Below are 24,227 nucleotides of genomic sequence, written 5' to 3'. Positions count from 1 at the left end.
AGTACTGGGATTCAGGAATTTGCCTACATCATGCCGCCCATTCCGCCCATGCCACCCATGTCAGGCATTGCAGCACCTTGACCAGCTGGTTCTGGCTTGTCAGCAACTACAGCTTCTGTTGTTAAGAACATAGCAGCAACTGAACCTGCGTTTTGTAAGGCAGAACGAGTAACTTTAGTTGGATCAACGATACCAGCTTCGATCATGTTTACCCATTCGCCGTTAGCAGCGTTGAATCCTGTTCCCACTGGTTCGTTTTTCAATTTCTCAACGATTACGGATCCTTCTAGACCTGCGTTGAATGCGATTTGACGAACTGGTTCTTCGATCGCGCGTAGAACGATGTTGATACCAGTTGCTTCGTCGCCTTCTGCTTGGATAGCAGCTACTTTATTGTATACGTTTAGAAGTGCTGTACCACCACCTGCTACGATACCTTCTTCCACAGCAGCGCGAGTAGAGTTTAGAGCATCTTCGATACGTAGTTTGCGTTCTTTTAATTCTGTTTCTGTTGCAGCTCCAACTTTCACTACTGCTACACCGCCAGAAAGTTTTGCAAGACGTTCTTGTAATTTTTCACGGTCAAATTCAGAAGTAGTTTCTTCTAATTGAACACGGATTTGGTTTACACGTGCTTGGATATCTTCTGTTGAACCAGCACCTTCTACAATTGTAGTAGTCTCTTTTGTGATTACTACTTTTGCGGCGCGTCCTAAAGATTCAATAGATGTTGTCTTAAGCTCTAAGCCAAGATCTTCTGTGATTACTTGACCACCTGTTAAAACAGCGATATCTTCTAGCATTGCTTTACGACGATCACCGAATCCAGGAGCTTTAACAGCTACTGCAGTGAAAGTACCGCGAAGTTTGTTTAATACTAATGTAGCATTTGCTTCGCCTTCAACGTCTTCTGCAACGATTAATAATGGTTTACCTTGTTGAACAACTTGCTCTAACACTGGTAAAATTTCTTGAATGTTTGTAATCTTTTTATCTGTAATTAAGATATATGGATTTTCAAGAACAGCTTCCATTTTATCTGAGTCAGTTACCATGTAAGGTGATACATATCCACGGTCGAACTGCATACCTTCTACTACGTCTAGCTCAGTAGTGAAACCTTTTGATTCTTCGATTGTGATAACACCGTCGTTACCAACGCGTTCCATTGCTTCAGCAATTAATTGTCCTACTTCTTCATCTGCAGAAGAAATAGCAGCAACTTGTGCAATAGAAGCTTTGCCTTCGATTGGTTTAGAGATAGCTTTTAATTCCTCAATCGCAGTTGAGATTGCTCTGTCCATCCCTTTACGGATACCCATTGGGTTAGCTCCAGCAGTAACGTTTTTAAGTCCTTCGCGGATCATTGCTTGTGCTAGAACTGTTGCTGTTGTTGTACCGTCTCCAGCAACATCATTTGTTTTGCTTGCTACTTCAGCAACTAGTTTTGCACCCATGTTTTCGAATGCATCTTCTAATTCGATTTCTTTTGCAATTGTTACACCATCATTTGTAATAAGTGGTGAACCATATTTTTTTTCAAGAACCACGTTGCGTCCTTTTGGTCCAAGCGTTACTTTAACAGCGTCTGCTAGAGCGTCTACCCCACGCAGCATTGCACGGCGAGCTTCTTCACTAAATTTAATATCTTTAGCCATTTTGAAAAACCTCCTCAAGTATTGTTATCTCATGTATTTTTATAATTCAGTAATCTCTTATGTTAAAATAAAGTTAGCCAATAATAGCTAAAATGTCGCTTTCGCGAAGGATTAAATATTCTTTCCCTTCGTACTTCACTTCAGTACCAGAGTATTTTGAGAAGATAATGCGGTCATCAACAGATACTTCAAGCGCAGCACGTTCTCCGTTGTCTAGTACACGACCAGTTCCTACAGCTACTACTTTACCTTCTTGAGGCTTTTCTTTAGCAGAGTCTGGTAATACGATACCACTTGCAGTTTTTTCTTCTGTTTCAACAAGCTCAATAATAATGCGATCTCCTAATGGCTTTAACAAGTGAAACAACCTCCTCAAATTATATACAAATTTTTTATTATTAGCACTCAATCACAATGAGTGCTAACACAATTATTATATTAATTAATCTTTTCTCAGAATGCAAGAGACAAGACTTATTTTTTCGTAAATTTTTTTCTAGTTTCTTTTGCCCTTACAAAGTATATACCTTTACGCCTTAAATATTCATTCTTTCTATTATTTTAGTTGCTACTATTTGAAACAAGACACTCCTTATTAGTAGAATAGAAAGTATGATTGTCTGTTATCTTCAATATAATATGAACAGATCAGCTTAGATATAATTCCTATGTCACAAACTTTTAAACCATATTTATTTAAAGGAGCTTTTATTTTGAAAAAAGAATATTGGATTATCATAATAGCTTACATTGCCATGCAGCTCTCTACTTTTGTTGGAGTTCCTGTTGTTCTTTTTATCGCTGGTTTGCTTGGGTATAACCCAGCATCTAAAGCGATTCAATTCCAATCTAACGTTATTTGGTTGATATTTAGTTTTGTCGTTACCCTTATAATCTGTCTTTTTCTGTTAAGAAAAGAAATGAGAAATCCAATGCGTTCCGATATGATGAATATTCCTTCTTCTATCGGCTGGGCAATCGGGGGCATTTTTCTATCTTTATTTGCACAAACCTTCGCAGGCATAATCGAACGACTATTAGGCATAGAAGCTGGATCGGAAAACACAGAGCAAATCATGCAGCTTATTAATGCTGCACCTCTTGTCATTATCGTAGTAAGTATGATTGGACCCATTCTCGAGGAAATTGTGTTTCGTAAAATTATTTTCGGTTCCCTATATAAGCGGTTCGGATTTTTTATCTCTGCACTAATTAGCTCCCTTATCTTTGCGGTTGCTCATAGAGATTTCTCCCATATTCTACTATATGCAAGCATGGGATTTACATTTGCTTTCCTATATGTGAGGACCAAAAGGATTCTTGTGCCAATCTTCGCCCATGTCGCAATGAATTCATTCGTAGTTATCATGCAATTAAACTATGATAGAATTATCGAATGGCAGGAAAAGTACTCAGGCGTCACACACTTTATTGGAGGATTTTTATAAAATGAGAAGATCACCGCTATTTTCAGGAGTTCTATATATTATATTCGGAGCTTTCTTTATATACTTTGCAGTACATGATTTACAACGAAACCAAGAATGGGGATTTTATACATATTTACTAGTCATCCTCGCGACCTTTGATATCGGTTCAGGAATTAAGCTAATCAATTTTCACTTTTTCCTGAAAAAAAACCAACGCGACACTAAAAAACCAAAACAATAATCAAGTCCGTTGGCTTCTGTTGGAAATCAACGAGCAAAAATTTCTCAAAAAAATGCGTGTATAAGAATGTAGTTCCCTCTACACTCTTATACACGCATTTCCTTTTTATTCTTCCGTTTCCTCAGCCTCTACTTCTACTTCCGCATCCGGAGTAGGATAATGTTTTAAGAAATAAACAAGAGATTGCAGCTCTACTGCTAAGTCAATATGATGAACTCGTACATTTGATGGCACATTTAGACGAGCAGGAGTAAAGTTCAATATCCCTTTAATATTACTTTCCACTAAACGATCAGTGATTATCTGAGCAGCACTTGCAGGAACCGTTAATATCGCCACTTCTACTCCATTTTCTTGCAGAACTTTCTCTAGATCATCCATATGATGAATCGGCACATCGTTCACTAAAGTGCCAATCTTTTCTTCTATCACATCGAATCCCACTTCTATTTTTGTGTTATTATTTTTTAAGAAGTTATATTTTAAAAAGGCAACCCCCAGATTACCAACACCAATTAAAGCAACCTTTGTTAGTTCATCTTGATCTAATGTTTTACGGAAAAATGACAATAAATAGTTTACATTATAACCATATCCTTTTTTTCCAAGAGCACCAAAATATGAAAAATCCCGTCTTATCGTAGCAGAATCAACCTTGACTGCTTCACTTAATTCAGCGGAAGAAACTCTCTGCTTTCCCGATGAATGCAAGTTTTTTAAAAAACGATAATATAATGGTAACCGCTTCGCTGTTGCCTGCGGTATTTTCATTACTTCATTATGCATACTTATCCCCTACCTATATTTAAAAATTAGCAGTTATTTCTACTGCTCTCTTTTGTAATTGCCGCTTTTTCCACCCGATTTCTCGACTAAATAGGTGTGCCCAATTACCATCCCTTTATCCATGCTTTTACACATATCATAAATAGTTAACGCTGTGACAGAAGCAGCAGTTAAGGCTTCCATTTCCACACCCGTACTCCCAACTGTCTTTACCGTTGCTGAAATAATTAGGTGGAAAAATCCTGCCTCTTCTTCCCATCGAAACGATATATCGACACCCTTCAACATAATTGGGTGACACATAGGGATAATATCAGCCGTTTTCTTAGCAGCCATAATTCCTGCCACTTGCCCAACAGCTAAGACATCCCCTTTTTTGATTTCTAGATTTGTGATTTTCTGATAGATTTCTTCCCTTACTTTAATGCTAGATTGAGCAACAGCTATGCGAACGGTTTCACTTTTTTCTGAGATATCAACCATTTTTGCACGGCCCTCATGATTAAAATGTGTAAACTCCCCCATAATAACACCTCTAAGCAAAATGATACACTATTTTAAAGAGAATGTGTATTTATTATCACTTTTTTCCCATTTCACCTTTATTGCAGTATAACGTATTTTTAGGTTACACTTATGGTACATAATCCCCTGAGGTGAAGAAATGATACTATTACAAGTAAATCAGCTAACCAAGCACTTTGGAGCTGAACTTATCTTATCAAATATAAAATTAGAAGTACAAGCAAGAGATAGAATCGCTCTCGTGGGAAGAAATGGTGCTGGGAAGTCTACCTTATTAAAAATAATTGCTGGACAACTGTCTCATGACTCTGGTGAAATCATAAAACCGAAAAATGTCGAAATAGGCTATCTCGCCCAAAATACAGGGCTGGAATCAAGTCTTTCCATTTGGGATGAGATGTTAACTGTATTCCACGAACTTCAAATAAAAGAGAAGCATTTAAGAAAACTGGAACAACAGATGTCGGATCCTGGCACTATCGAGAACCCAGATGCTTTTGAGAAAATTTTAAAAGAATATGACAATCTGCAATACGATTTTAAGGAAAATGGCGGCTATCAATACGAAGCAGATATACGTTCCGTTTTACACGGACTTAACTTTAATACATTCGATTACAGTACTAAAATTTCCTCTTTAAGTGGTGGCCAGAAAACAAGACTGGCATTAGCTAAACTGCTTCTTACGACACCAGATATTTTAATTCTGGATGAGCCGACTAACCATTTAGATATTGAAACACTTTCCTGGTTAGAGCAATACTTGCAAGGCTATAAAGGAGCCGTATTAATCGTTTCCCATGACCGTTACTTCCTTGACAAAGTAGTAACACAAGTCTATGAAATATCTAGACATCATATTCAAAAGTTTCTCGGTAACTATAGCGGTTATCTTGAGCAAAAAGCAGAAAATTATGAGCGTGAAATGAAACTTTATGAAAAGCAGCAAGATGAAATTGCCAAACTAGAAACATTTATTCAAAAAAACTTAGCACGTGCATCTACTACCAAAAGAGCACAAAGCCGTAGAAAGACATTGGATAAAATGGAACGGATGGATCGTCCAGACGGAAATGAAAAATCAGCTTCTTTTGGGTTTGAAATTACAAAACAAACAGGAAATGATGTTTTAAAAATGGATGATCTTTCTATTGGTTATAAAGATAATACTGTATCCAAACACATATCCTTCCAAATAAAACGAGGAGATAGTGTGGCATTAGTCGGACCAAACGGTGTTGGTAAATCTACTTTATTAAAGACAATTATTGAAAAGCTGCCAAAGCATGCTGGCTCCATTTCACTTGGATCAAATGTAATGATCGGCTACTATGATCAAGAACAAGCGGAATTGACATCAAACAAACGCGTATTAAATGAATTATGGGATGATTTTCCACTAACTCCTGAAAAAGATATCCGAACGGTACTTGGTAACTTCTTATTCTCAGGTGATGATGTTTTAAAAACAGTTAACTCATTAAGCGGCGGGGAAAAAGCGCGTTTAGCATTGTCCAAATTAATGATGGAAAAACCCAATGTATTAATATTGGACGAGCCAACTAACCATTTAGATTTAGATAGTAAAGAAGTACTTGAAAATGCTCTAATTGATTATCCGGGCACCATTTTATTTGTTTCACATGATCGTTATTTTATAAATAGAATCGCAACAAAAGTGATTGAATTAAGTGCAGAGGGATCTACAGAATTCTTAGGTGACTACGATTATTATGTGGAAAAGAAGTTAGAACAAGCAGAGATTAAAGCATTGGAAGCAACGGCTTCTATTCAGGTTGAACGTGACAATGGTACAGAAGACAAAACATCTTATCAGATGGATAAGGAAGCCAAAAAGCTAGAAAGACAAAGAATCAGAAGAATTGAAGAAATTGAAACAACGATCGAAGAACTAGAACTAAAAGTATCGGAACAGGAAAATCTCCTATGTGAACCTGAAATTTTTCAGGACCATGCCAAGGTTTTAGAACTAAATAACAGCCTTGAACAGTTAAAAGGTCAAATTGATCGTTTGATGGATGAATGGACCGAATTGTCAGATAAGTAAAAAGTACTGGGTATGCCAATACCCAGTACTTTTTTTCCACATTATTATCCACATATTAAAGAGTTATTATATAAGCTTTCCACATATTTACCCACATTATCCACAAAACAATAATAAGTTATACACATTATCCACATTTTATGTATATAACATCATATTTATTCACAATTACTCTTTTCTATGCATCTAAGTAAAAAGGCTTATTCCTTTTCATTGTGGATAGTTATATCTAATCCTGGATTTCCGTTTAAATCCAATTGTGCCCGCTGTCCTTTTTCGAAGAAAATGGTACCGGCTGCTGCAATCATTGCTGCATTATCTGTGCATAAAGATAATGGAGGAATGGTTAACTTTACAGATTCTAACTGTTCAAATTTCTCTGCAAGTACTGTTCTTAAACCCTTGTTAGCAGCAACACCGCCCGCTAATACAACTTGTTTTACCTTGTATTCCTTTGCTGCTTCCACAGTCTTTGAAACTAATACATCCACTACACTTTCCTGAAAACTAGCAGCCAAGTCCTCTGGTCTAATAACTTCTCCACGTTGTTCAGCGTTATGCACAGTGTTGATAACTGCAGATTTTAATCCACTGAAACTAAAATCATACGTGCCTTCTATCCATGCCCGTGGCAGCTTTACGGCTTTTGGGTCTCCCTCGCTTGCTAATCGATCGATATGAGGACCACCTGGATAAGGAAGCTGGAGCGTTCTTGCGACTTTATCATATGCTTCGCCAGCCGCATCATCCCTTGTTTCTCCAATAACCTCAAAGTGACCATGCTCTTTCATTAATACTAATTCGGTATGACCACCAGAAACCACAAGCGCTAATAAAGGGAATTCTAAGTTATCCACAAGTCGATTAGCATAAATATGCCCAGCAATATGATGTACACCAACTAAGGGGATATCATGTGCAAAACTTATTGCTTTAGCTGCATTTACACCTATTAAAAGAGCACCGACTAAACCAGGACCTTCCGTTACAGCAATAGCATCTATGTCCTCATAGCTTATCTGTGCTTTCGAGAGGGCCTCTTCAATCACAAGCGTAATCTGCTCCACATGATGTCTTGAAGCAATTTCTGGAACTACTCCGCCAAATCGTTTATGACTTTCTATTTGAGAAGAAACAATATTAGAAAGGATTTCTGTTCCGTTTTTTACAATAGAAACAGCCGTCTCATCACAGCTTGTTTCCATGCCCATTATTATTACATTATTATTCTTCATAATTTCACCCACATTACTAAAGCATCTTCTAGATTATCTGTATAATACTTCTTTCTAATTGCTCCATTTTGAAATCCAAGTTTTCTATATAAATTTTGTGCTACTTTATTTGTTACACGAACTTCTAGTGTCATAGTAGTTGCACCAAGCTTCCTTGCTTCATCCATAATCTTTGTGAGCAGCATTTCACCAAGTTTTTTCCCTCTAAAATCAGGCAGAATAGCGATATTTGTAATATGTGCTTCATCTACAACAATCCATACACCACAATATCCAACAAGCTCGTCTTCATATTGGATGACAATATATTTTGCAAACCGATTTTGGGTCAGCTCATTATAAAAAGCCTCTTTGCTCCATGGAGTACTAAAAGAAATCGTTTCAATTTTAAAAACATCATCGATATCCGCGACTGTCATATTGCGAAATTCAAATGTTGACATTATCCCCTGTCTTCCTTTTTCTCTATTTTATTTGCCTTCAGCCAATTTGCCTCTGCTTCTGCTAAGCGAATATAATTAGGGGTAAACGTATGTATCGCTTCTCCCTCTCTAGCTTCCCCTAACATTGCAAGAATCGACGGTCTAGGATTAAAGTCCACAGCATCTGTTAACTGAGCAAACTCTCCTAATCCTTCTGTTAAGATATCTTGGTGTATAGGTAAGTCATTTCCTACAAACAATATTCGCTGTTTTAATGGGACAAGTTCCTCTATCCAATCAGTTGAAAGGATTAACTGATCATTTTTTACGATCTCGATATCATTTCTGCTAAATTGATAAAGTCCTGTGTAAATCTGTCCTCTTCTCGCATCAAATAAGGGAGAAACATATCCATCAAAGTATCTTCCCACAGATGCAGCAAGCACTTCTAAACTAGAAACACCTACGAGTGGGATGTTCAACGTCCAAGCCAGCGTTTTCGCAATGGTAACACCAATACGCACACCTGTATAAGATCCTGGACCTTTTGCTACCACAATTTTAGAAAGATCCTTTGGTTTTATATCACAGTCCTTCATTAACTGTTCAATTGCTGGCATTGCTCTAATCGAATGATTCTTTTTTAGGTTTGTAATATACTCCCCGATTACCTTCCCATTCTCATATAAGGCAACCCCTAATACAAAATTTGATGTATCTATTGCTAATATCTTCATGAAAATAACTCCTTACATAATTGCATATAACGGGAGCCCTTAGGTGATAAGACAATTTTTCTTCCCGATGTATTATCATAGTATAAGTTAATCTGCAGATAATCCACTGGTAACTGCTCCTCAATCAAATGAGCCCACTCCACTACTGTAACGCCTTCACCCTCGAAATACTCATCAAATCCTAAATCCTCATCGCTATCCTTTAAACGATAAACATCCATATGATACAATGGCAATTTCCCTTGATACTCTTTAATTATTGTAAAGGTAGGACTATTAACTGTTTTAGTTATCCCTAACCCTTTCGCTATTCCTTTTGTAAAAGTTGTTTTGCCAGCACCTAAATCACCTTCTAAAGTGATTACATCTCCTGCTTGTAAAAGCCATGCAATCCGCTCAGCAAAATCAATCGTTCCTTCCGCAGTATCTGCCTTCCATTCAAAGTTATTCATAAATTACTCCTAATACAAATTTAATAATGGTATTATCTTTTATTATACTCAATTACCCACTGAGTCTAAAGGTAGTCTTTTGTTTTTTGTGGAAAACCTTCTGATCTTGCGATTTTATTTTTATTTAGTTATCCACAGTCTCTCCATTTAAAGAATTCCTAGACGAACAAAAAAATCCTTAGGTTTGATTCCTAAGGATTTTTCATTGTTTGATTGCGGGGACAGGATTTGAACCTGCGACCTTCGGGTTATGAGCCCGACGAGCTACCAGACTGCTCCACCCCGCGACGATATAAAATAATAAAAGCCTGGCGACGTCCTATTCTCACAGGGGGAGAACCCCCAACTACCATCGGCGCTGAGAAGCTTAACTTCCGTGTTCGGTATGGGAACGGGTGTGACCTTCTCGCTATCGCCACCAGACTATTTATTTGTGAGGTTATTCCCTCAAAACTAGATTATGAAGTAAAAGAAAGAATGAGTAATCAGTATTGTCCAGCTCCAACGCCGATAAACAGGCGTTTCCGCTTTTCATTTTAGTTAAGTCCTCGATCTATTAGTATCAGTCAGCTCCACATGTCGCCACGCTTCCACCTCTGACCTATCAACCTGATCATCTTTCAGGGATCTTACTAGCTTGCGCTATGGGAAATCTCATCTTGAGGGGGGCTTCATGCTTAGATGCTTTCAGCACTTATCCCTTCCGCACATAGCTACCCAGCGATGCCTTTGGCAAGACAACTGGTACACCAGCGGTGCGTCCATCCCGGTCCTCTCGTACTAAGGACAGCTCCTCTCAAATTTCCTACGCCCACGACGGATAGGGACCGAACTGTCTCACGACGTTCTGAACCCAGCTCGCGTACCGCTTTAATGGGCGAACAGCCCAACCCTTGGGACCGACTACAGCCCCAGGATGCGATGAGCCGACATCGAGGTGCCAAACCTCCCCGTCGATGTGGACTCTTGGGGGAGATAAGCCTGTTATCCCCGGGGTAGCTTTTATCCGTTGAGCGATGGCCCTTCCATGCGGAACCACCGGATCACTAAGCCCGACTTTCGTCCCTGCTCGACTTGTAGGTCTCGCAGTCAAGCTCCCTTGTGCCTTTACACTCTACGAATGATTTCCAACCATTCTGAGGGAACCTTTGGGCGCCTCCGTTACTTTTTAGGAGGCGACCGCCCCAGTCAAACTGCCCACCTGACACTGTCTCCCACCCCGATCAGGGGTGCGGGTTAGAATGTCAATACAGCCAGGGTAGTATCCCACCAATGCCTCCACCGAAGCTGGCGCTCCGGCTTCCAAGGCTCCTACCTATCCTGTACAAGCTGTACCAAAATTCAATATCAGGCTGCAGTAAAGCTCCACGGGGTCTTTCCGTCCTGTCGCGGGTAACCTGCATCTTCACAGGTACTATAATTTCACCGAGTCTCTCGTTGAGACAGTGCCCAGATCGTTACACCTTTCGTGCGGGTCGGAACTTACCCGACAAGGAATTTCGCTACCTTAGGACCGTTATAGTTACGGCCGCCGTTTACTGGGGCTTCAATTCAGAGCTTCGCACTAACGTGCTAACCCCTCCTCTTAACCTTCCAGCACCGGGCAGGTGTCAGCCCCTATACTTCGCCTTGCGGCTTCGCAGAGACCTGTGTTTTTGCTAAACAGTCGCCTGGGCCTATTCACTGCGGCTCTCGCAGGCTTGCACCCGCAAGAGCACCCCTTCTCCCGAAGTTACGGGGTCATTTTGCCGAGTTCCTTAACGAGAGTTCTCTCGCTCACCTTAGGATTCTCTCCTCGCCTACCTGTGTCGGTTTGCGGTACGGGCACCCTAAATCTCGCTAGAGGCTTTTCTTGGCAGTGTGGAATCAGGAACTTCGGTACTATATTTCCCTCGCCGTCACAGCTCCGCTTATGTGGTAATGGGATTTGCCTCATTACCAGCCTAACTGCTTGGACGTGCTAATCCAACAGCACGCTTACCCTATCCTCCTGCGTCCCCCCATTGCTCAAACGATTTAAAGGTGGTACAGGAATATCAACCTGTTGTCCATCGCCTACGCTTTTCAGCCTCGGCTTAGGTCCCGACTAACCCTGAGCGGACGAGCCTTCCTCAGGAAACCTTAGGCATTCGGTGGATGAGATTCTCACTCATCTTTCGCTACTCATACCGGCATTCTCACTTCTAAGCGCTCCACCAGTCCTTACGGTCTAGCTTCAACGCCCTTAGAACGCTCTCCTACCACTGACATCATAGATGTCAATCCACAGCTTCGGTGATACGTTTAGCCCCGGTACATTTTCGGCGCAGAGTCACTCGACCAGTGAGCTATTACGCACTCTTTAAATGGTGGCTGCTTCTAAGCCAACATCCTGGTTGTCTAAGCAACTCCACATCCTTTTCCACTTAACGTATACTTTGGGACCTTAGCTGGTGGTCTGGGCTGTTTCCCTCTTGACCACGGATCTTATCACTCGTAGTCTGACTCCCAAGAATAAGTATTTGGCATTCGGAGTTTGTCTGAATTCGGTAACCCGATGGGGGCCCCTAGTCCAAACAGTGCTCTACCTCCAATACTCTAAATCTTGAGGCTAGCCCTAAAGCTATTTCGGAGAGAACCAGCTATCTCCAAGTTCGATTGGAATTTCTCCGCTACCCACACCTCATCCCCGCACTTTTCAACGTGCGTGGGTTCGGGCCTCCATCCAGTGTTACCTGGACTTCACCCTGGACATGGGTAGATCACCTGGTTTCGGGTCTACAACCACATACTATTTCGCCCTATTCAGACTCGCTTTCGCTGCGGCTCCGTCTCTTCAACTTAACCTCGCATGTAATCGTAACTCGCCGGTTCATTCTACAAAAGGCACGCTATCACCCATAAAAGGGCTCTAACTACTTGTAGGCACACGGTTTCAGGATCTATTTCACTCCCCTTCCGGGGTGCTTTTCACCTTTCCCTCACGGTACTGGTTCACTATCGGTCACTAGGGAGTATTTAGCCTTGGGAGATGGTCCTCCCTGCTTCCGACGGGATTTCTCGTGTCCCGCCGTACTCAGGATACACTCAAGAGGGAACGAAGTTTCGACTACAGGGTTTTTACCTTCTACGACTGACCTTTCCAGATCGATTCGTCTACCCCGTTCCTTTGTAACTCCATATAGAGTGTCCTACAACCCCAAGAGGCAAGCCTCTTGGTTTGGGCTAATCCCGTTTCGCTCGCCGCTACTCAGGGAATCGCGTTTGCTTTCTCTTCCTCCGGGTACTTAGATGTTTCAGTTCCCCGGGTCTGCCTTCAGTACCCTATGTATTCAGGTAAAGATTCTATCCCATTACGGATAGAGGGTTTCCCCATTCGGAAATCTCTGGATCAAAGCTTACTTACAGCTCCCCAAAGCATATCGGTGTTAATCCCGTCCTTCATCGGCTCCTAGTGCCAAGGCATCCACCGTGCGCCCTTTCTAACTTAACTTAGTTTCGACCAAAGATAAGCGGCGTATCTCTTCGTCAGCTTCTTCACTCTGCTCCTCACGTACTGTCGTACGCTCCGGTGCTCGTTTCGGTCGCTTCCTTGATCTACTTGCTTCTCTTTGCTCTCCAATCTTTGAAGGAGTATTCGTTTAATACGATTACTTTCCAAAGAAGTAATTCTCTAAAATAGAGAATCTAAGATGGCGATTACTCGGTTTCTTTCTTGGTTCTTACTTTTCATAATCTAGTTTTCAAGGAACAATTTCGGCTAAAGATAAACTTCGCATCTCTTCGTCAGCTTCTTCGCTCTGCTCCTCACGTACTGTTGTACGCTCCGGTGCTCGCGCATTCGCTTCCTTGATCTACTCGTTTCTCTTTACCCTCAAACTTATTACTGTTTTTGAGGAATTGCTCCCTCAAAACTGAACAATCAAATCGTCAACAATCTTTGATGGAATGTAAATTCCATTTTCCTTAGAAAGGAGGTGATCCAGCCGCACCTTCCGATACGGCTACCTTGTTACGACTTCACCCCAATCATCTATCCCACCTTAGGCGGCTGGCTCCAAAAGGTTACCCCACCGACTTCGGGTGTTACAAACTCTCGTGGTGTGACGGGCGGTGTGTACAAGGCCCGGGAACGTATTCACCGCGGCATGCTGATCCGCGATTACTAGCGATTCCAGCTTCATGTAGGCGAGTTGCAGCCTACAATCCGAACTGAGAATGGTTTTATGGGATTTGCTCGACCTCGCGGTTTTGCTGCCCTTTGTACCATCCATTGTAGCACGTGTGTAGCCCAGGTCATAAGGGGCATGATGATTTGACGTCATCCCCACCTTCCTCCGGTTTGTCACCGGCAGTCACCTTAGAGTGCCCAACTGAATGCTGGCAACTAAGATCAAGGGTTGCGCTCGTTGCGGGACTTAACCCAACATCTCACGACACGAGCTGACGACAACCATGCACCACCTGTCACTCTGTCCCCCGAAGGGGAACGTCCTATCTCTAGGAGTGTCAGAGGATGTCAAGACCTGGTAAGGTTCTTCGCGTTGCTTCGAATTAAACCACATGCTCCACCGCTTGTGCGGGCCCCCGTCAATTCCTTTGAGTTTCAGCCTTGCGGCCGTACTCCCCAGGCGGAGTGCTTAATGCGTTTGCTGCAGCACTAAAGGGCGGAAACCCTCTAACACTTAGCACTCATCGTTTACGGCGTGGACTACCAGGGTATCTAATCCTGTTTGCTCCCCACGCTTTCGCGCCTCAGCGTCAGTTACAGACCAAAGAGTCGCCTTCGCCACTGGTGTTCCTCCACATCTCTACGCATTTCACCGCTACACGTGGAATTCCACTCTTCTCTTCTGCACTCAAGTCCCCCAGTTTCCAATGACCCTCCACGGTTGAGCCGTGGGCTTTCACATCAGACTTAAAGGACCGCCTGCGCGCGCTTTACGCCCAATAATTCCGGACAACGCTTGCCACCTACGTATTACCGCGGCTGCTGGCACGTAGTTAGCCGTGGCTTTCTGGTTAGGTACCGTCAAGGTACAAGCAGTTACTCTTGTACTTGTTCTTCCCTAACAACAGAGTTTTACGATCCGAAAACCTTCATCACTCACGCGGCGTTGCTCCGTCAGACTTTCGTCCATTGCGGAAGATTCCCTACTGCTGCCTCCCGTAGGAGTCTGGGCCGTGTCTCAGTCCCAGTGTGGCCGATCACCCTCTCAGGTCGGCTACGCATCGTCGCCTTGGTGAGCCGTTACCTCACCAACTAGCTAATGCGCCGCGGGCCCATCTGTAAGTGACAGCGTAAACCGTCTTTCAGCTTTTCCTCATGAGAGGAAAAGGATTATCCGGTATTAGCTCCGGTTTCCCGAAGTTATCCCAGTCTTACAGGCAGGTTGCCCACGTGTTACTCACCCGTCCGCCGCTAACTTTAAAAGCAAGCTTTTAAAGTCCGCTCGACTTGCATGTATTAGGCACGCCGCCAGCGTTCGTCCTGAGCCAGGATCAAACTCTCCAATAAAGAGTTGATTAGCTCATTGCTAAACTCTAGCTTTTTATTACTTTTTTTGTTTTACAACATTCGTTATAAAACGATTATTGTTGACGTTTGTTTGTTCAGTTTTCAAAGAGCAATAAAATAAAATGGAGCGGGTGATGGGAATCGAACCCACGACATCAGCTTGGAAGGCTGAGGTTTTACCATTAAACTACACCCGCATAATAAGAGTGATATACTTTTTTTGCTTGACGAACATTCATGGTCGGGAAGACAGGATTCGAACCTGCGACCCCTTGGTCCCAAACCAAGTGCTCTACCAAGCTGAGCTACTTCCCGAATATGGCGCGCCCGAAAGGAGTCGAACCCATAACCTTCTGATCCGTAGTCAGACGCTCTATCCAATTGAGCTACGGGCGCATATTTCCGAAAGCGACTTTATAATCATACAATATTTTTTATCGGCTGTCAACACTTTTTTTGATGCGGCCGAGAGGACTTGAACCTCCACGGGGTTAACCCCCACTAGGCCCTCAACCTAGCGCGTCTGCCATTCCGCCACGACCGCACTATAAGAGATGATCCATTGTACATTCATAAATCTGTTTCGTTCATCAAAATTAGATGGTGCGGGTGAAGGGAGTCGAACCCCCACGCCTTGCGGCGCTAGATCCTAAGTCTAGTGCGTCTGCCAATTCCGCCACACCCGCTTATTCTAATATATAATGGTGAGCCATGGAGGATTCGAACCTCCGACCCTCTGATTAAAAGTCAGATGCTCTACCGACTGAGCTAATGGCTCTTGGCTGGGCTAGCTGGATTCGAACCAACGAATGACGGAGTCAAAGTCCGTTGCCTTACCGCTTGGCTATAGCCCAATATTAAATATAAATGGCGGTCCGGACGGGACTCGAACCCGCGACCTCCTGCGTGACAGGCAGGCATTCTAACCAACTGAACTACCGGACCAAACTTTTTTATAAAATAATAAATGACCCGTACGGGATTCGAACCCGTGTTACCGCCGTGAAAGGGCGGTGTCTTAACCGCTTGACCAACGGGCCATAATACCACCAAATTGCTTTCTGGCGGAGAAGGAGGGATTTGAACCCTCGCGCCGCTTACGCGACCTACACCCTTAGCAGGGGCGCCTCTTCAGCCTCTTGAGTACTTCCCCAAAAAAATGGCTCCGCAGGTAGGACTCGAACCTACGACCGTTCGGTTAACAGCCGAATGCTCTACCACTGAGCTACTGCGGAATAATTGTCATCGACATATTTGTTATCAAAAGAAACAATCACTAGCAGCGTTATAACAACTGCTCTCTTGTCGACTCTTTACATTATAAGGACATATAAATAATAAGTCAAGCACCTTTCAAAACTTTTTTTAAAACACAATCCATCCATCTTTCATTACTTATCCATCTGAATCACTTCTTCTAATTTTAATCTTCCCTTACATTTCCCACAAACATACTTTTTTATATCCATTCTTTTTCTTCTCGTATATTGCTGTTTACAGGAAACACAAGAGTAAATAAGTATTTTCTTCGATTTCCCTCTCTTACTTTCAACTGGTAACGGTGAACAATATCTTGGACCACCTACCATTTTTAGAAGAGATTTAAAATCGGCATCCTTGTGCTGATATCCTTTGTTTAATAAATGAAGATGATAATGACATAATTCATGTTTTATAATCCCTACTAATTCATCCAAACCCATCAGATCATAATATGTTTTATTGATTTCAATATTATGAGTGCTTAACAAATATCTTCCACCAGTGGTTCTTAATCGCGGATTAAAAATTGCCTTGTGCTCAAAACTTCTTTTAAAGTAATCCCACGATATATTCTCCACTAACTTTTGCAATTCCTCATTTGTCATCGTACCGCTCATTCCTCCTCAACAAGACAAACCATTATAGCATACAATAGTTTTATAACTTACTAAAACGTACACAATCATGTAATTATGTTAAATTGATAATTCTATAATCTCACCTTAAACTAGGCAATTTTCTACCTTTTTTAGTTATCGGCATGAAAGGCTAAAGCAAATTTATCTTTTTTTAGCTAGCCAAAATCAAAAAACAAGGAGTGAATATAATGCCTAATTGGTTACAAAACCAAATCAAAAAAGCTTTCTATGAAAAAAATAGCTATCAAGTCAAGCTGTTGAATCAATGCTGGTATTACTATTGCCGCAAAAATACTGCTAATTAACTTTTCATTATAAAATGAACTCACTTTCTCTTTATAAACTAAGAATACCTGCGTTATCTCTTCCATCAACGCAGGCTTCTTTTTATTGCTATTTTTCTTCTTTTGGATTTAGCATCGTTAGTGCAACTCTTCCTTTGTTATGGTCGACGCTGTCTACCCAAACAGTAACAACATCTCCCACACCTACTATATCAAGGGGATGCTTAACAAACTTATTGCTTAGCTTCGAAATATGGACCAAGCCATCTTGCTTTACACCAATATCTATAAACGCCCCAAAATCAACTACATTTCGCACCGTTCCTTGTAGTTCCATGCCCGTTTGCAGATCCTCTAGTTTCAATACATCTTTTCTTAATAATGGTGCAGCTAAATCGTCACGTGGATCTCGGGATGGACGAACTAATGCCTCAATAATATCCTTTAGCGTTAATTCCCCTATATTAAGTTCCTGTGCACTTTCCTTCAGATTAACCTTTGTTAATGCTTCCCTTAAAGCTGTAGTACCGATATCTTTTGTTTTAAATCCTAATGTAGATAAGAGTTTTTTTACTTCATCGTAATGCTCTGGATGTATGCCCGTTCTATCTAAAGGCTCCTCTCCATCCAATACACGTAGGAACCCAATTGCCTGTTCATATGTTTTTGCACCTAAGCGCGGTATCTTCTTTAATTGTTTTCGACTTATGAATTTCCCTTCTTCTTCTCGTTTCTTTACGATATTATTAGCAACCGCTTTGGAAAGACCTGCAACATATTGTAACAAAGAAGGAGATGCTGTATTTACATTAACCCCAACTTGGTTAACTGCTGTTTCTACTACAAAGTGCAATGATTCTGCTAATTTTTTTTGAGATACATCATGTTGATATTGACCAACTCCAACGGATTTTGGATCAATTTTAACCAATTCAGCAAGCGGATCTTGCAGTCTTCTCGCTATCGATACAGCACTTCTTTCTTCTACTTGGAAATCCGGGAACTCTTCTCTAGCAATTTCTGAAGCAGAATATACACTCGCTCCAGCTTCATTCACTATTAAATAATAGATTTCTTTATTTTGCTTTTTTAGCATATCTGCTACAAATTGTTCCGTTTCTCTTGAAGCAGTACCATTACCTACTGCAACCATTTCAATATCATATCGATCTAGGATTTCTTGGAACTTCGCTTTTGCTTCTGCTGCTTTAGATACAGGCGGATGAGGATAGATAACCCCTATTTCTAATACTTTTCCTGTTTCATCTACTACCGCTAACTTACAGCCTGTCCGATATGCTGGATCCACTCCAAGAACCATTTTCCCCTTTAGGGGTGGCTGTAATAATAGATTGCGAAGATTCTCTGAGAAAATGTGTATTGCCTGTTCTTCCGCTTTCTCAGTTAACTCATTTCTTATTTCCCTTTCGATGGATGGCTGAATAAGACGTTTATAGCCATCATCAATAGCTTCTTTTATGATTAATCCTTCAGGGGATTGGGCATTTGTTAACCACTTTTTCTCCAAGTATTCAGTAATTACTTCTATCGGAGCAACGATGGCTACTTTTAAAATATCTTCTTTTTCACCTCTATTTAAAGCTAAAGTTCGATGAGGGACAATTTTATTTACTGGTTCTTCATATTCATAATACATTTCATAAATATTTTTTTCGTCCTTCTCTACCTTTTTAGCGCTAGACTGAATTTTCCCAGTAAGCATTGTCTTATTTCTTATCCATTTTCTGCTCTCTGCATCATCTGATATCTGTTCTGCCAATATATCTTTCGCTCCATTAATTGCATCCTCAATGGATAAGACTTCTTTTTCCTCCGAGATGTATTTATTTGCTTCTTCTTCTAAAGAGTTTTTCTTTTCTTTACTAATTAACCATTCTGCAAAAGGCTCCAGCCCTTTTTCTTTTGCAATGGTTGCTTTTGTTCGACGCTTTTGTTTATACGGACGATATAAATCTTCTACTTCTTGTAGCTTAATTGCCTTTATAATGTTGTTATGCAGCTCTTCTGTGAGCTTCCCCTGTTCCTCAATTAAACGAATAACTTCTTCTTTTCGTTGTGCTAAGTTTTGAATATATGTATACCGATCAATGATATCTTTTATTTGCACCTCATCTAGTGCCCCTGTTTGTTCCTTTCTATATCTAGCAATAAAAGGAACCGTATTTCCATCTTCTATTAATGTAATAACGCTTTTCACTTGTTTAATTGATACACTCTGTTCTTTTGCTATAATCGCTAAATAGTTCTGTCCTTTTTCCTGTTCCAAAGCCTTCTCCATAACACTCACTATCCTTTCTAGATCCGTCGAACATCACGTAAATTATTATTCCATTCTCTTTATACTTGGAAGTAATACCTTTTATTTTGATCTATCTCTATTTTATCAAAAGGTTCTTGGAAAACATATTATCAACATAAAGGAAATTCCATCCCCTCCTTTCTCTTTCTATTTTACTAGCTTATAGGTTTCACTATCGAAGCAAAGGATACGGCTAAATGAATGAACTTTCATTTTGAACAAAAAAAAGCTTACTTTTCAAAGTAAGCTTCCTAGTATAAAAGTAGAATCATCGTTAGAATTATTATATTTCCCAATAATATCATCTGCTATGGACCTAATAGGCAAATATCCTCTTAGCAAATTTTTAATTCCTTGAATATTAAATCCATCGGAAAAAACAAGAAATTTAGCATGATTTTCAAAAGTAAAACGTTGTGTATGATAATGTTGAGGCCTTCCTGATAAATACCCCGTTACTGGGAGTGGATATGTCAGTTTACCTGAAGGAGAATAAAGAAAGAATCGTATGTTGCCTACACAACTGTAAACAATTGTCTTAGAAGCATAGTTTATTTTAAAAACACAAACAGCAGCTCCTCTTTTCTTGACTAGAACATTATTCGATAGTTCCATTAATTCATCTACAGACTTCCCATGGTTTTCTTTAATTATCTCCGTAACTGCAACGGATGCCTCGTTTGCATATTCGCCGCTGCCAAGTCCATCTGCTAATACACAAACAAAGTATTCATCCGTTGATGTATAAAAGAAACTATCTCCACAAAGGGTTTTCCCTTTCTTGCTAGTCTGATAGGAAAGCACATGAACATTATTGTCTTTCAACTCATTCATAAGATAAACTCCGAATTACTGGTCTCCGCCTGAATTGCTTCTTGCAGCTTTTTGATTGCTCTTCTCTGAAGCCTAGAAACATGCATCTGAGAAATCCCCAGCTTCTCTCCAGCTTCCTTCTGACTAAGATTATCCAAGTATGTATATTGAATAATACTCTTCTCTCTCTCTGTTAGTACATGGAGTACTTTTTCCAGCACTAACTTTTGATTTACTTTTTCAAAGCCTTGATCTACATCTCCGACAATATCTAGAAGTGTAACAGTTCCACCTTCCGAATCTGCTTCAATCGAATGATCAACAGACAATGCTTGATAACTTCTTCCCATTTCCATTGCTTCTAGCACTTCTTCTTCAGATACATCTAAATAATCGGCGATTTCATCCACCTTTGGAGAACGCTGTAAATCGGTAGTAAGCTGCTCAACCGTCTTCTTTATTTTAGGACCAAGCTCTTTTATTCTTCTGGGTACATGAACACTCCAAGTTTTATCTCTTAAAAACCGTTTAATTTCTCCAATTATGGTTGGAACCGCAAAGGCTTCAAAACTTTTTCCGAAGCTTTCATCATAGCGATGAATAGCCCCTATTAATCCAATGATTCCAACCTGTGTAATATCCTCATGAAACATTTTACCTTTAGAATACTTTCGTGCCAGCATTTCTACTAAATCGCGATAGTTTATAACAAGCGCTTCTTGCGCCTTCTCATTTTGTGTACTTTGAAAGTCTTTAATTAAAGCATTTACTTCTTCTTTTGATAAATGGCGATTAGGTTGAGATTGTTTCTGCATCCCTCTCCACCTGCTCTCCTTCGAGGTATTTTGTCATGAAAACAGTTACCCCGTTATTATGGTGAATCTTGACTTCATCCATTAATGTTTCGATCAAGTATAGGCCAAGTCCTCCTTCACGAAGAAATTCCACCGACTCATCCTGCTCATACGGACCCAGATCCTTTGTAGTGGAATGAAAGTCAAAGCTTTTCCCATTATCGGCTACAATGACTTCTAATCGATCATTATATAATCGAAATCCAACTAAAACTTCTCCTGCGTCTTTATTTTTATACGCATGTTGCACAGCATTTGTACAGGCTTCACTTGTTGCTATCTTTAAGTCTTCAATTTCATCGTAGCTAAAGCCCATTCTGCTTGCAATCCCAGACAACGTTAAGCGAATTATCCCAACATACTCTGGTTTAGAAGGAATTTTCATTTCGATGTACTCAAAATGACTCATTGTATTCCACCTTCTATCTTGCTATTTATGTCTATAATGTCTGCTAATCCGGTTATTTCAAACAATCTGATTAAGCGGCTTGATAGACCTACTAACTTAAATTCACCATTATTCGCTCGAACATTCTTAAATATACCTACAAATACACCTAAACCAGTACTATCCATATAATTTACATCGGATAAATCTATTATCATTTTTATTCCTTTTTTCTCAGAGAAGGAATAAATCCGCTCCCTTAATTTCGGAGCAGTATACGCATCAATTTCACCAGAAACCTTAACTTCTACATCCAATTCTTTTTCCTTTACATCTATTATGATATTCATCCCGACCCACCTTCACATTATTACGATATTGTCTTATACCCTATTGGAGGTACCATTAAACTTCTCTTTTAAAAATAATTAAAGTAAAATCATCACGTAATTGAAAATCTTGAATTTTTTCTAATTCCTTAAAGACATTTTCTACAATATTCTGTGCATCTAAATGCATATGTTTCCTTATGTATCCAAGAAGCGTTTCTTTTTCAATAAAGCCTTCCTTTGTTCTACACTCGGTTACTCCATCTGACATTAAAACAATCATATCTCCTGGATAAATTTGCTTTTCAAACTGCTGATATTTCGTTCTTTTATCAACACCCAGCAGCAATCCCTTAGTCTTCAGCTCACTAAACTGTTTCGTTTCCGCTTGATAATATAAGCCAGGCTCATGACCAGCTGACGCATAATGAAATACATGTGATAGCACATCATATGCTCCGTAAAACATGGTAATAAACATACTAGGATCTACATTTTGTTCTACAACCCTATTTAAATTTTCTAGAACATTGCTTGGTTTATTCCTATTTTCCGGAAGACTGTCCATCGCATACTTAATCATCGACATGCACATAGCAGCAGGAATACCCTTCCCTATCACATCTGCAATGGCAATGTTAATAATCTGATCATCATCATGAACAAAGTGATAATAATCGCCATTCATCATTTTAGCCGGTACACTTATTGCCCCAATATCTAATCCATCGACTTTTGGAATATCTGTGCTTAATAATGTTTGCTGTACATTTGCTGCTATTTCCATTTCGCTTCTTAACTCTTGCTGAACATGACGCAAGCTTTGATGTTCTCTATAAGCAAATCCATAGCCTATCATAACCTCTAGAAGTATATCGAAGGATTTTGTTACATATCCAGGTATATCTGGATATAAATCCATCAGAATAGATTTATGTAAACTAATTATGTCTTCTGGTGATATTTTTTGTTCAATTGATTTCCTACTAAACTTTTGCCCTTGATAAAGAGCTTGTTCAGATTCATCTTTAATATAGTTCACAAGAAGATCTCGATATTTAGATTCCATCATTTCTCGGAAATCCATTATCTCCCCCCCTATCTTAGCCACTTCACCGCCTGGATTTCTGTTCCATCGCCAATAGAGGTTTTAATATCAAACTCATCCATCAAACGTTTCACACCTGGCAATCCGGCTCCTAACCCGCCAGAAGTAGAAAAACCATCTTGCATCACTTGTCTAATATCCTTAATTCCAGGACCACTATCCATCGCAATTAGTTTTAAACCAGCTTTCCCATTATCAAAAAGCTTTTCTATACAAATCTGTCCTTGACCAGCATATAAATATATATTTCTTGCTAATTCACTAATTGCTGTAGTTATACGGGCTTGATCAACGGTACCGAAGCCGAGCTCTTTGGCGAGGTTTCTGCCTAATTGCCGAGCGGCAACGATATCCCATTCATTTATGATTTTTACACAGGATTGGTCTCCCATAGGTCAGTCCTCCAATTCCTGTTGTAATTTCTCCAAACCTTTTTCTAGATCTAAGGCAGTTAAAACATCGTTTAAACTGATACCTAGCTCTACTAAGGTGATGGCAACAGCAGGCTGAATCCCTGTCAGTACCACCTTAGCCCCCATTAGCTTCGACATACCGATAACATCACCTAATACTTTTGCAATAAATGAGTCTATAAAATCAATAGAAGTTAAATCAATAACTACCCCGTTGGCACTGGTTTCATGGATTTTATTTAATAAATCCTCTTGAAACTGAAGGGCTGTTTGGTCATCTAATTCCCATTGAATGGATACTAGTAAGTAGTCATAAAGTTTTAATATTGGTATTCTTACTCTATTCACCCAAAACCAACCAACTTTCTTTTAATATTTTTTACACACTTATCCATCCCGCGTTAGGGATCCTCTATTTAGATGGAAGAAAATCTAAAATAAATGCAAGAAGCTTCACTTGGTAAACCTAAAGATTATAAAAAAACCCATCCATAATCACCAATTTGATTGCTCCATATTTTCCTGAGTTACTTCCTTCATTTTATCATATTAACAGAGACTTTTTATTTTCAAAAATGGGTATATTGAAAAACAAGTGGTACTTTTGGGCATATTCTCCACTTGAAAATTTATTCATCCTTCTACTAAAGATAGGTGATGACTTTTCTATATTCCCATTTTCCTTATCCTTCAAACCTATTATAGAAATTTTTTTGTTATTTAGTAAAAATAATGCTTCACTATTTCCTGTCAAACTAGAAAGAAC

Annotated in this window: 22 protein-coding genes, 12 tRNA genes and 3 rRNA genes; 4 read left to right on the top strand and 33 right to left on the bottom strand. The window is 40.1% G+C overall.

Annotated elements, in window-relative coordinates; all coding sequences use genetic code 11:
* Window positions 1–23 precede the first annotated feature (23 nt).
* Window positions 24–1,658, bottom strand: coding sequence for a chaperonin GroEL (groL, locus tag NSS71_RS24065; RefSeq protein WP_047943331.1), 1,635 nt, complete (start codon window positions 1,656–1,658; stop codon window positions 24–26).
* Between the two features lie 73 nt (window positions 1,659–1,731).
* Entirely contained in the window at window positions 1,732–2,016 is a 285-nt protein-coding gene (groES, locus tag NSS71_RS24060) for a co-chaperone GroES (protein ID WP_047943330.1), read from the bottom strand.
* Between the two features lie 355 nt (window positions 2,017–2,371).
* Here groES and NSS71_RS24055 point away from each other — a divergent pair, with 355 nt between their 5' ends.
* Together NSS71_RS24055 and NSS71_RS24050 are read left to right on the top strand one after the other, a co-directional pair.
* Window positions 2,372–3,106, top strand: coding sequence for a CPBP family intramembrane glutamic endopeptidase (locus tag NSS71_RS24055; protein WP_095320928.1), 735 nt, complete (start codon window positions 2,372–2,374; stop codon window positions 3,104–3,106).
* Between the two features lies 1 nt (window position 3,107).
* Window positions 3,108–3,329 (top strand): YdiK family protein, encoded by a 222-nt coding sequence (locus NSS71_RS24050; RefSeq protein WP_047943328.1) that lies wholly within the window; start codon window positions 3,108–3,110, stop codon window positions 3,327–3,329.
* A 105-nt stretch (window positions 3,330–3,434) separates the two neighbouring features.
* Here NSS71_RS24050 and NSS71_RS24045 read toward each other — a convergent pair whose 3' ends face one another.
* Together NSS71_RS24045 and moaC are read right to left on the bottom strand one after the other, a co-directional pair.
* Window positions 3,435–4,115 carry a redox-sensing transcriptional repressor Rex gene (locus tag NSS71_RS24045; protein WP_047943327.1) on the bottom strand — a complete coding sequence of 227 codons (681 nt, stop codon included), beginning with the start codon at window positions 4,113–4,115 and terminating at the stop codon, window positions 3,435–3,437.
* 39 nt (window positions 4,116–4,154) lie between these two features.
* The gene (gene moaC, locus NSS71_RS24040; protein WP_047943326.1) at window positions 4,155–4,640 is read right to left on the bottom strand and encodes a cyclic pyranopterin monophosphate synthase MoaC; all 486 of its coding nucleotides are present in this window, start codon (window positions 4,638–4,640) and stop codon (window positions 4,155–4,157) included.
* 139 nt (window positions 4,641–4,779) lie between these two features.
* Between moaC and NSS71_RS24035 the strand changes: the two genes are divergently transcribed.
* Window positions 4,780–6,708, top strand: coding sequence for an ABC-F family ATP-binding cassette domain-containing protein (locus NSS71_RS24035; RefSeq protein WP_341152101.1), 1,929 nt, complete (start codon window positions 4,780–4,782; stop codon window positions 6,706–6,708).
* A gap of 200 nt (window positions 6,709–6,908) precedes the next feature.
* On the opposite strand, the gene tsaD is transcribed toward NSS71_RS24035, so the two are convergent.
* The 20 genes from tsaD to NSS71_RS23935 all read right to left on the bottom strand — a co-directional run bounded on the left by tsaD (window position 6,909) and on the right by NSS71_RS23935 (window position 16,919).
* Window positions 6,909–7,943 carry a tRNA (adenosine(37)-N6)-threonylcarbamoyltransferase complex transferase subunit TsaD gene (gene tsaD, locus NSS71_RS24030; RefSeq protein ID WP_144581469.1) on the bottom strand — a complete coding sequence of 345 codons (1,035 nt, stop codon included), beginning with the start codon at window positions 7,941–7,943 and terminating at the stop codon, window positions 6,909–6,911.
* On the bottom strand, window positions 7,940–8,386 hold the full coding sequence (gene rimI / locus NSS71_RS24025; RefSeq protein WP_047943323.1) for a ribosomal protein S18-alanine N-acetyltransferase: 447 nt from the start codon (window positions 8,384–8,386) through the stop codon (window positions 7,940–7,942). Before rimI ends, tsaD begins: the two co-directional genes overlap by 4 nt.
* Window positions 8,386–9,102 carry a tRNA (adenosine(37)-N6)-threonylcarbamoyltransferase complex dimerization subunit type 1 TsaB gene (gene tsaB / locus NSS71_RS24020; RefSeq protein ID WP_047943322.1) on the bottom strand — a complete coding sequence of 239 codons (717 nt, stop codon included), beginning with the start codon at window positions 9,100–9,102 and terminating at the stop codon, window positions 8,386–8,388. The genes rimI and tsaB overlap by 1 nt, the downstream gene beginning before the upstream one ends.
* Entirely contained in the window at window positions 9,099–9,554 is a 456-nt protein-coding gene (gene tsaE, locus NSS71_RS24015) for a tRNA (adenosine(37)-N6)-threonylcarbamoyltransferase complex ATPase subunit type 1 TsaE (RefSeq protein ID WP_047943321.1), read from the bottom strand. The genes tsaB and tsaE overlap by 4 nt, the downstream gene beginning before the upstream one ends.
* Window positions 9,555–9,767: 213 nt before the next feature.
* A tRNA-Met gene (locus NSS71_RS24010) sits at window positions 9,768–9,841 on the bottom strand.
* Window positions 9,842–9,860: 19 nt separating this feature from the next.
* A 5S ribosomal RNA gene (rrf, locus tag NSS71_RS24005) occupies window positions 9,861–9,977 on the bottom strand.
* 113 nt (window positions 9,978–10,090) lie between these two features.
* Window positions 10,091–13,026: ribosomal RNA gene (locus tag NSS71_RS24000) — 23S ribosomal RNA — on the bottom strand.
* Between the two features lie 477 nt (window positions 13,027–13,503).
* Window positions 13,504–15,051: ribosomal RNA gene (locus NSS71_RS23995) — 16S ribosomal RNA — on the bottom strand.
* Together the 16S, 23S and 5S rRNA genes with 12 tRNA genes alongside form the textbook arrangement of a ribosomal RNA operon.
* 123 nt (window positions 15,052–15,174) lie before the next feature.
* Window positions 15,175–15,248: transfer RNA gene (locus tag NSS71_RS23990), tRNA-Gly, on the bottom strand.
* 41 nt (window positions 15,249–15,289) lie between these two features.
* Window positions 15,290–15,366, bottom strand: a tRNA-Pro gene (locus tag NSS71_RS23985).
* A gap of 4 nt (window positions 15,367–15,370) precedes the next feature.
* A tRNA-Arg gene (locus tag NSS71_RS23980) sits at window positions 15,371–15,447 on the bottom strand.
* 64 nt (window positions 15,448–15,511) lie between these two features.
* Window positions 15,512–15,595: transfer RNA gene (locus NSS71_RS23975), tRNA-Leu, on the bottom strand.
* A gap of 57 nt (window positions 15,596–15,652) precedes the next feature.
* A tRNA-Leu gene (locus NSS71_RS23970) sits at window positions 15,653–15,737 on the bottom strand.
* Window positions 15,738–15,753: 16 nt separating this feature from the next.
* Window positions 15,754–15,829 (bottom strand) — tRNA-Lys (locus NSS71_RS23965).
* A 1-nt stretch (window position 15,830) separates the two neighbouring features.
* Window positions 15,831–15,905: transfer RNA gene (locus NSS71_RS23960), tRNA-Gln, on the bottom strand.
* A gap of 14 nt (window positions 15,906–15,919) precedes the next feature.
* A tRNA-Asp gene (locus NSS71_RS23955) sits at window positions 15,920–15,996 on the bottom strand.
* Between the two features lie 23 nt (window positions 15,997–16,019).
* Window positions 16,020–16,091 (bottom strand) — tRNA-Glu (locus NSS71_RS23950).
* 22 nt (window positions 16,092–16,113) lie between these two features.
* A tRNA-Ser gene (locus NSS71_RS23945) sits at window positions 16,114–16,204 on the bottom strand.
* Between the two features lie 7 nt (window positions 16,205–16,211).
* Window positions 16,212–16,286: transfer RNA gene (locus NSS71_RS23940), tRNA-Asn, on the bottom strand.
* A gap of 156 nt (window positions 16,287–16,442) precedes the next feature.
* Window positions 16,443–16,919, bottom strand: a complete 477-nt coding sequence (locus tag NSS71_RS23935) for a SprT family protein (protein ID WP_047944169.1) — start codon at window positions 16,917–16,919, stop codon at window positions 16,443–16,445.
* 221 nt (window positions 16,920–17,140) lie between these two features.
* Between NSS71_RS23935 and cmpA the strand changes: the two genes are divergently transcribed.
* On the top strand, window positions 17,141–17,257 hold the full coding sequence (cmpA, locus tag NSS71_RS23930; protein WP_095258007.1) for a cortex morphogenetic protein CmpA: 117 nt from the start codon (window positions 17,141–17,143) through the stop codon (window positions 17,255–17,257).
* Window positions 17,258–17,345: 88 nt separating this feature from the next.
* Here the strand turns inward: cmpA and NSS71_RS23925 are convergent, their stop codons facing one another.
* From NSS71_RS23925 to NSS71_RS23885, 9 genes are all read right to left on the bottom strand, one after another.
* Window positions 17,346–19,535: a Tex family protein gene (locus NSS71_RS23925; RefSeq protein ID WP_341152100.1), complete on the bottom strand. Its 2,190-nt coding sequence runs from the start codon at window positions 19,533–19,535 to the stop codon at window positions 17,346–17,348.
* A 258-nt stretch (window positions 19,536–19,793) separates the two neighbouring features.
* Window positions 19,794–20,390, bottom strand: a complete 597-nt coding sequence (locus NSS71_RS23920) for a PP2C family serine/threonine-protein phosphatase (protein WP_047944171.1) — start codon at window positions 20,388–20,390, stop codon at window positions 19,794–19,796.
* Complete coding sequence (sigB, locus tag NSS71_RS23915; RefSeq protein ID WP_047944172.1) at window positions 20,387–21,184, bottom strand: RNA polymerase sigma factor SigB; 798 nt, start codon at window positions 21,182–21,184, stop codon at window positions 20,387–20,389. The genes NSS71_RS23920 and sigB overlap by 4 nt, the downstream gene beginning before the upstream one ends.
* Complete coding sequence (rsbW, locus tag NSS71_RS23910) at window positions 21,162–21,632, bottom strand: anti-sigma B factor RsbW (protein WP_047944173.1); 471 nt, start codon at window positions 21,630–21,632, stop codon at window positions 21,162–21,164. Before rsbW ends, sigB begins: the two co-directional genes overlap by 23 nt.
* Window positions 21,629–21,961 carry an anti-sigma factor antagonist gene (locus NSS71_RS23905; protein WP_047944175.1) on the bottom strand — a complete coding sequence of 111 codons (333 nt, stop codon included), beginning with the start codon at window positions 21,959–21,961 and terminating at the stop codon, window positions 21,629–21,631. Before NSS71_RS23905 ends, rsbW begins: the two co-directional genes overlap by 4 nt.
* 55 nt (window positions 21,962–22,016) lie before the next feature.
* Window positions 22,017–23,027, bottom strand: coding sequence for a PP2C family protein-serine/threonine phosphatase (locus NSS71_RS23900; protein WP_047944176.1), 1,011 nt, complete (start codon window positions 23,025–23,027; stop codon window positions 22,017–22,019).
* 11 nt (window positions 23,028–23,038) lie between these two features.
* Window positions 23,039–23,440 (bottom strand): anti-sigma regulatory factor, encoded by a 402-nt coding sequence (locus NSS71_RS23895; protein WP_047944177.1) that lies wholly within the window; start codon window positions 23,438–23,440, stop codon window positions 23,039–23,041.
* A 3-nt stretch (window positions 23,441–23,443) separates the two neighbouring features.
* On the bottom strand, window positions 23,444–23,809 hold the full coding sequence (locus tag NSS71_RS23890) for an STAS domain-containing protein (protein WP_047944178.1): 366 nt from the start codon (window positions 23,807–23,809) through the stop codon (window positions 23,444–23,446).
* A gap of 196 nt (window positions 23,810–24,005) precedes the next feature.
* Entirely contained in the window at window positions 24,006–24,215 is a 210-nt protein-coding gene (locus NSS71_RS23885) for a hypothetical protein (protein ID WP_095258005.1), read from the bottom strand.
* Between the last annotated feature and the right edge of the window lie 12 nt (window positions 24,216–24,227).

Source organism: Niallia sp. FSL W8-0951 (genome assembly GCF_038006525.1).
GTDB lineage: Bacteria > Bacillota > Bacilli > Bacillales > Cytobacillaceae > Niallia > Niallia circulans.
The sequence above is the reverse complement of the archived record's forward strand: the minus strand, read 5'-3'. Positions and strand labels throughout refer to the sequence as shown.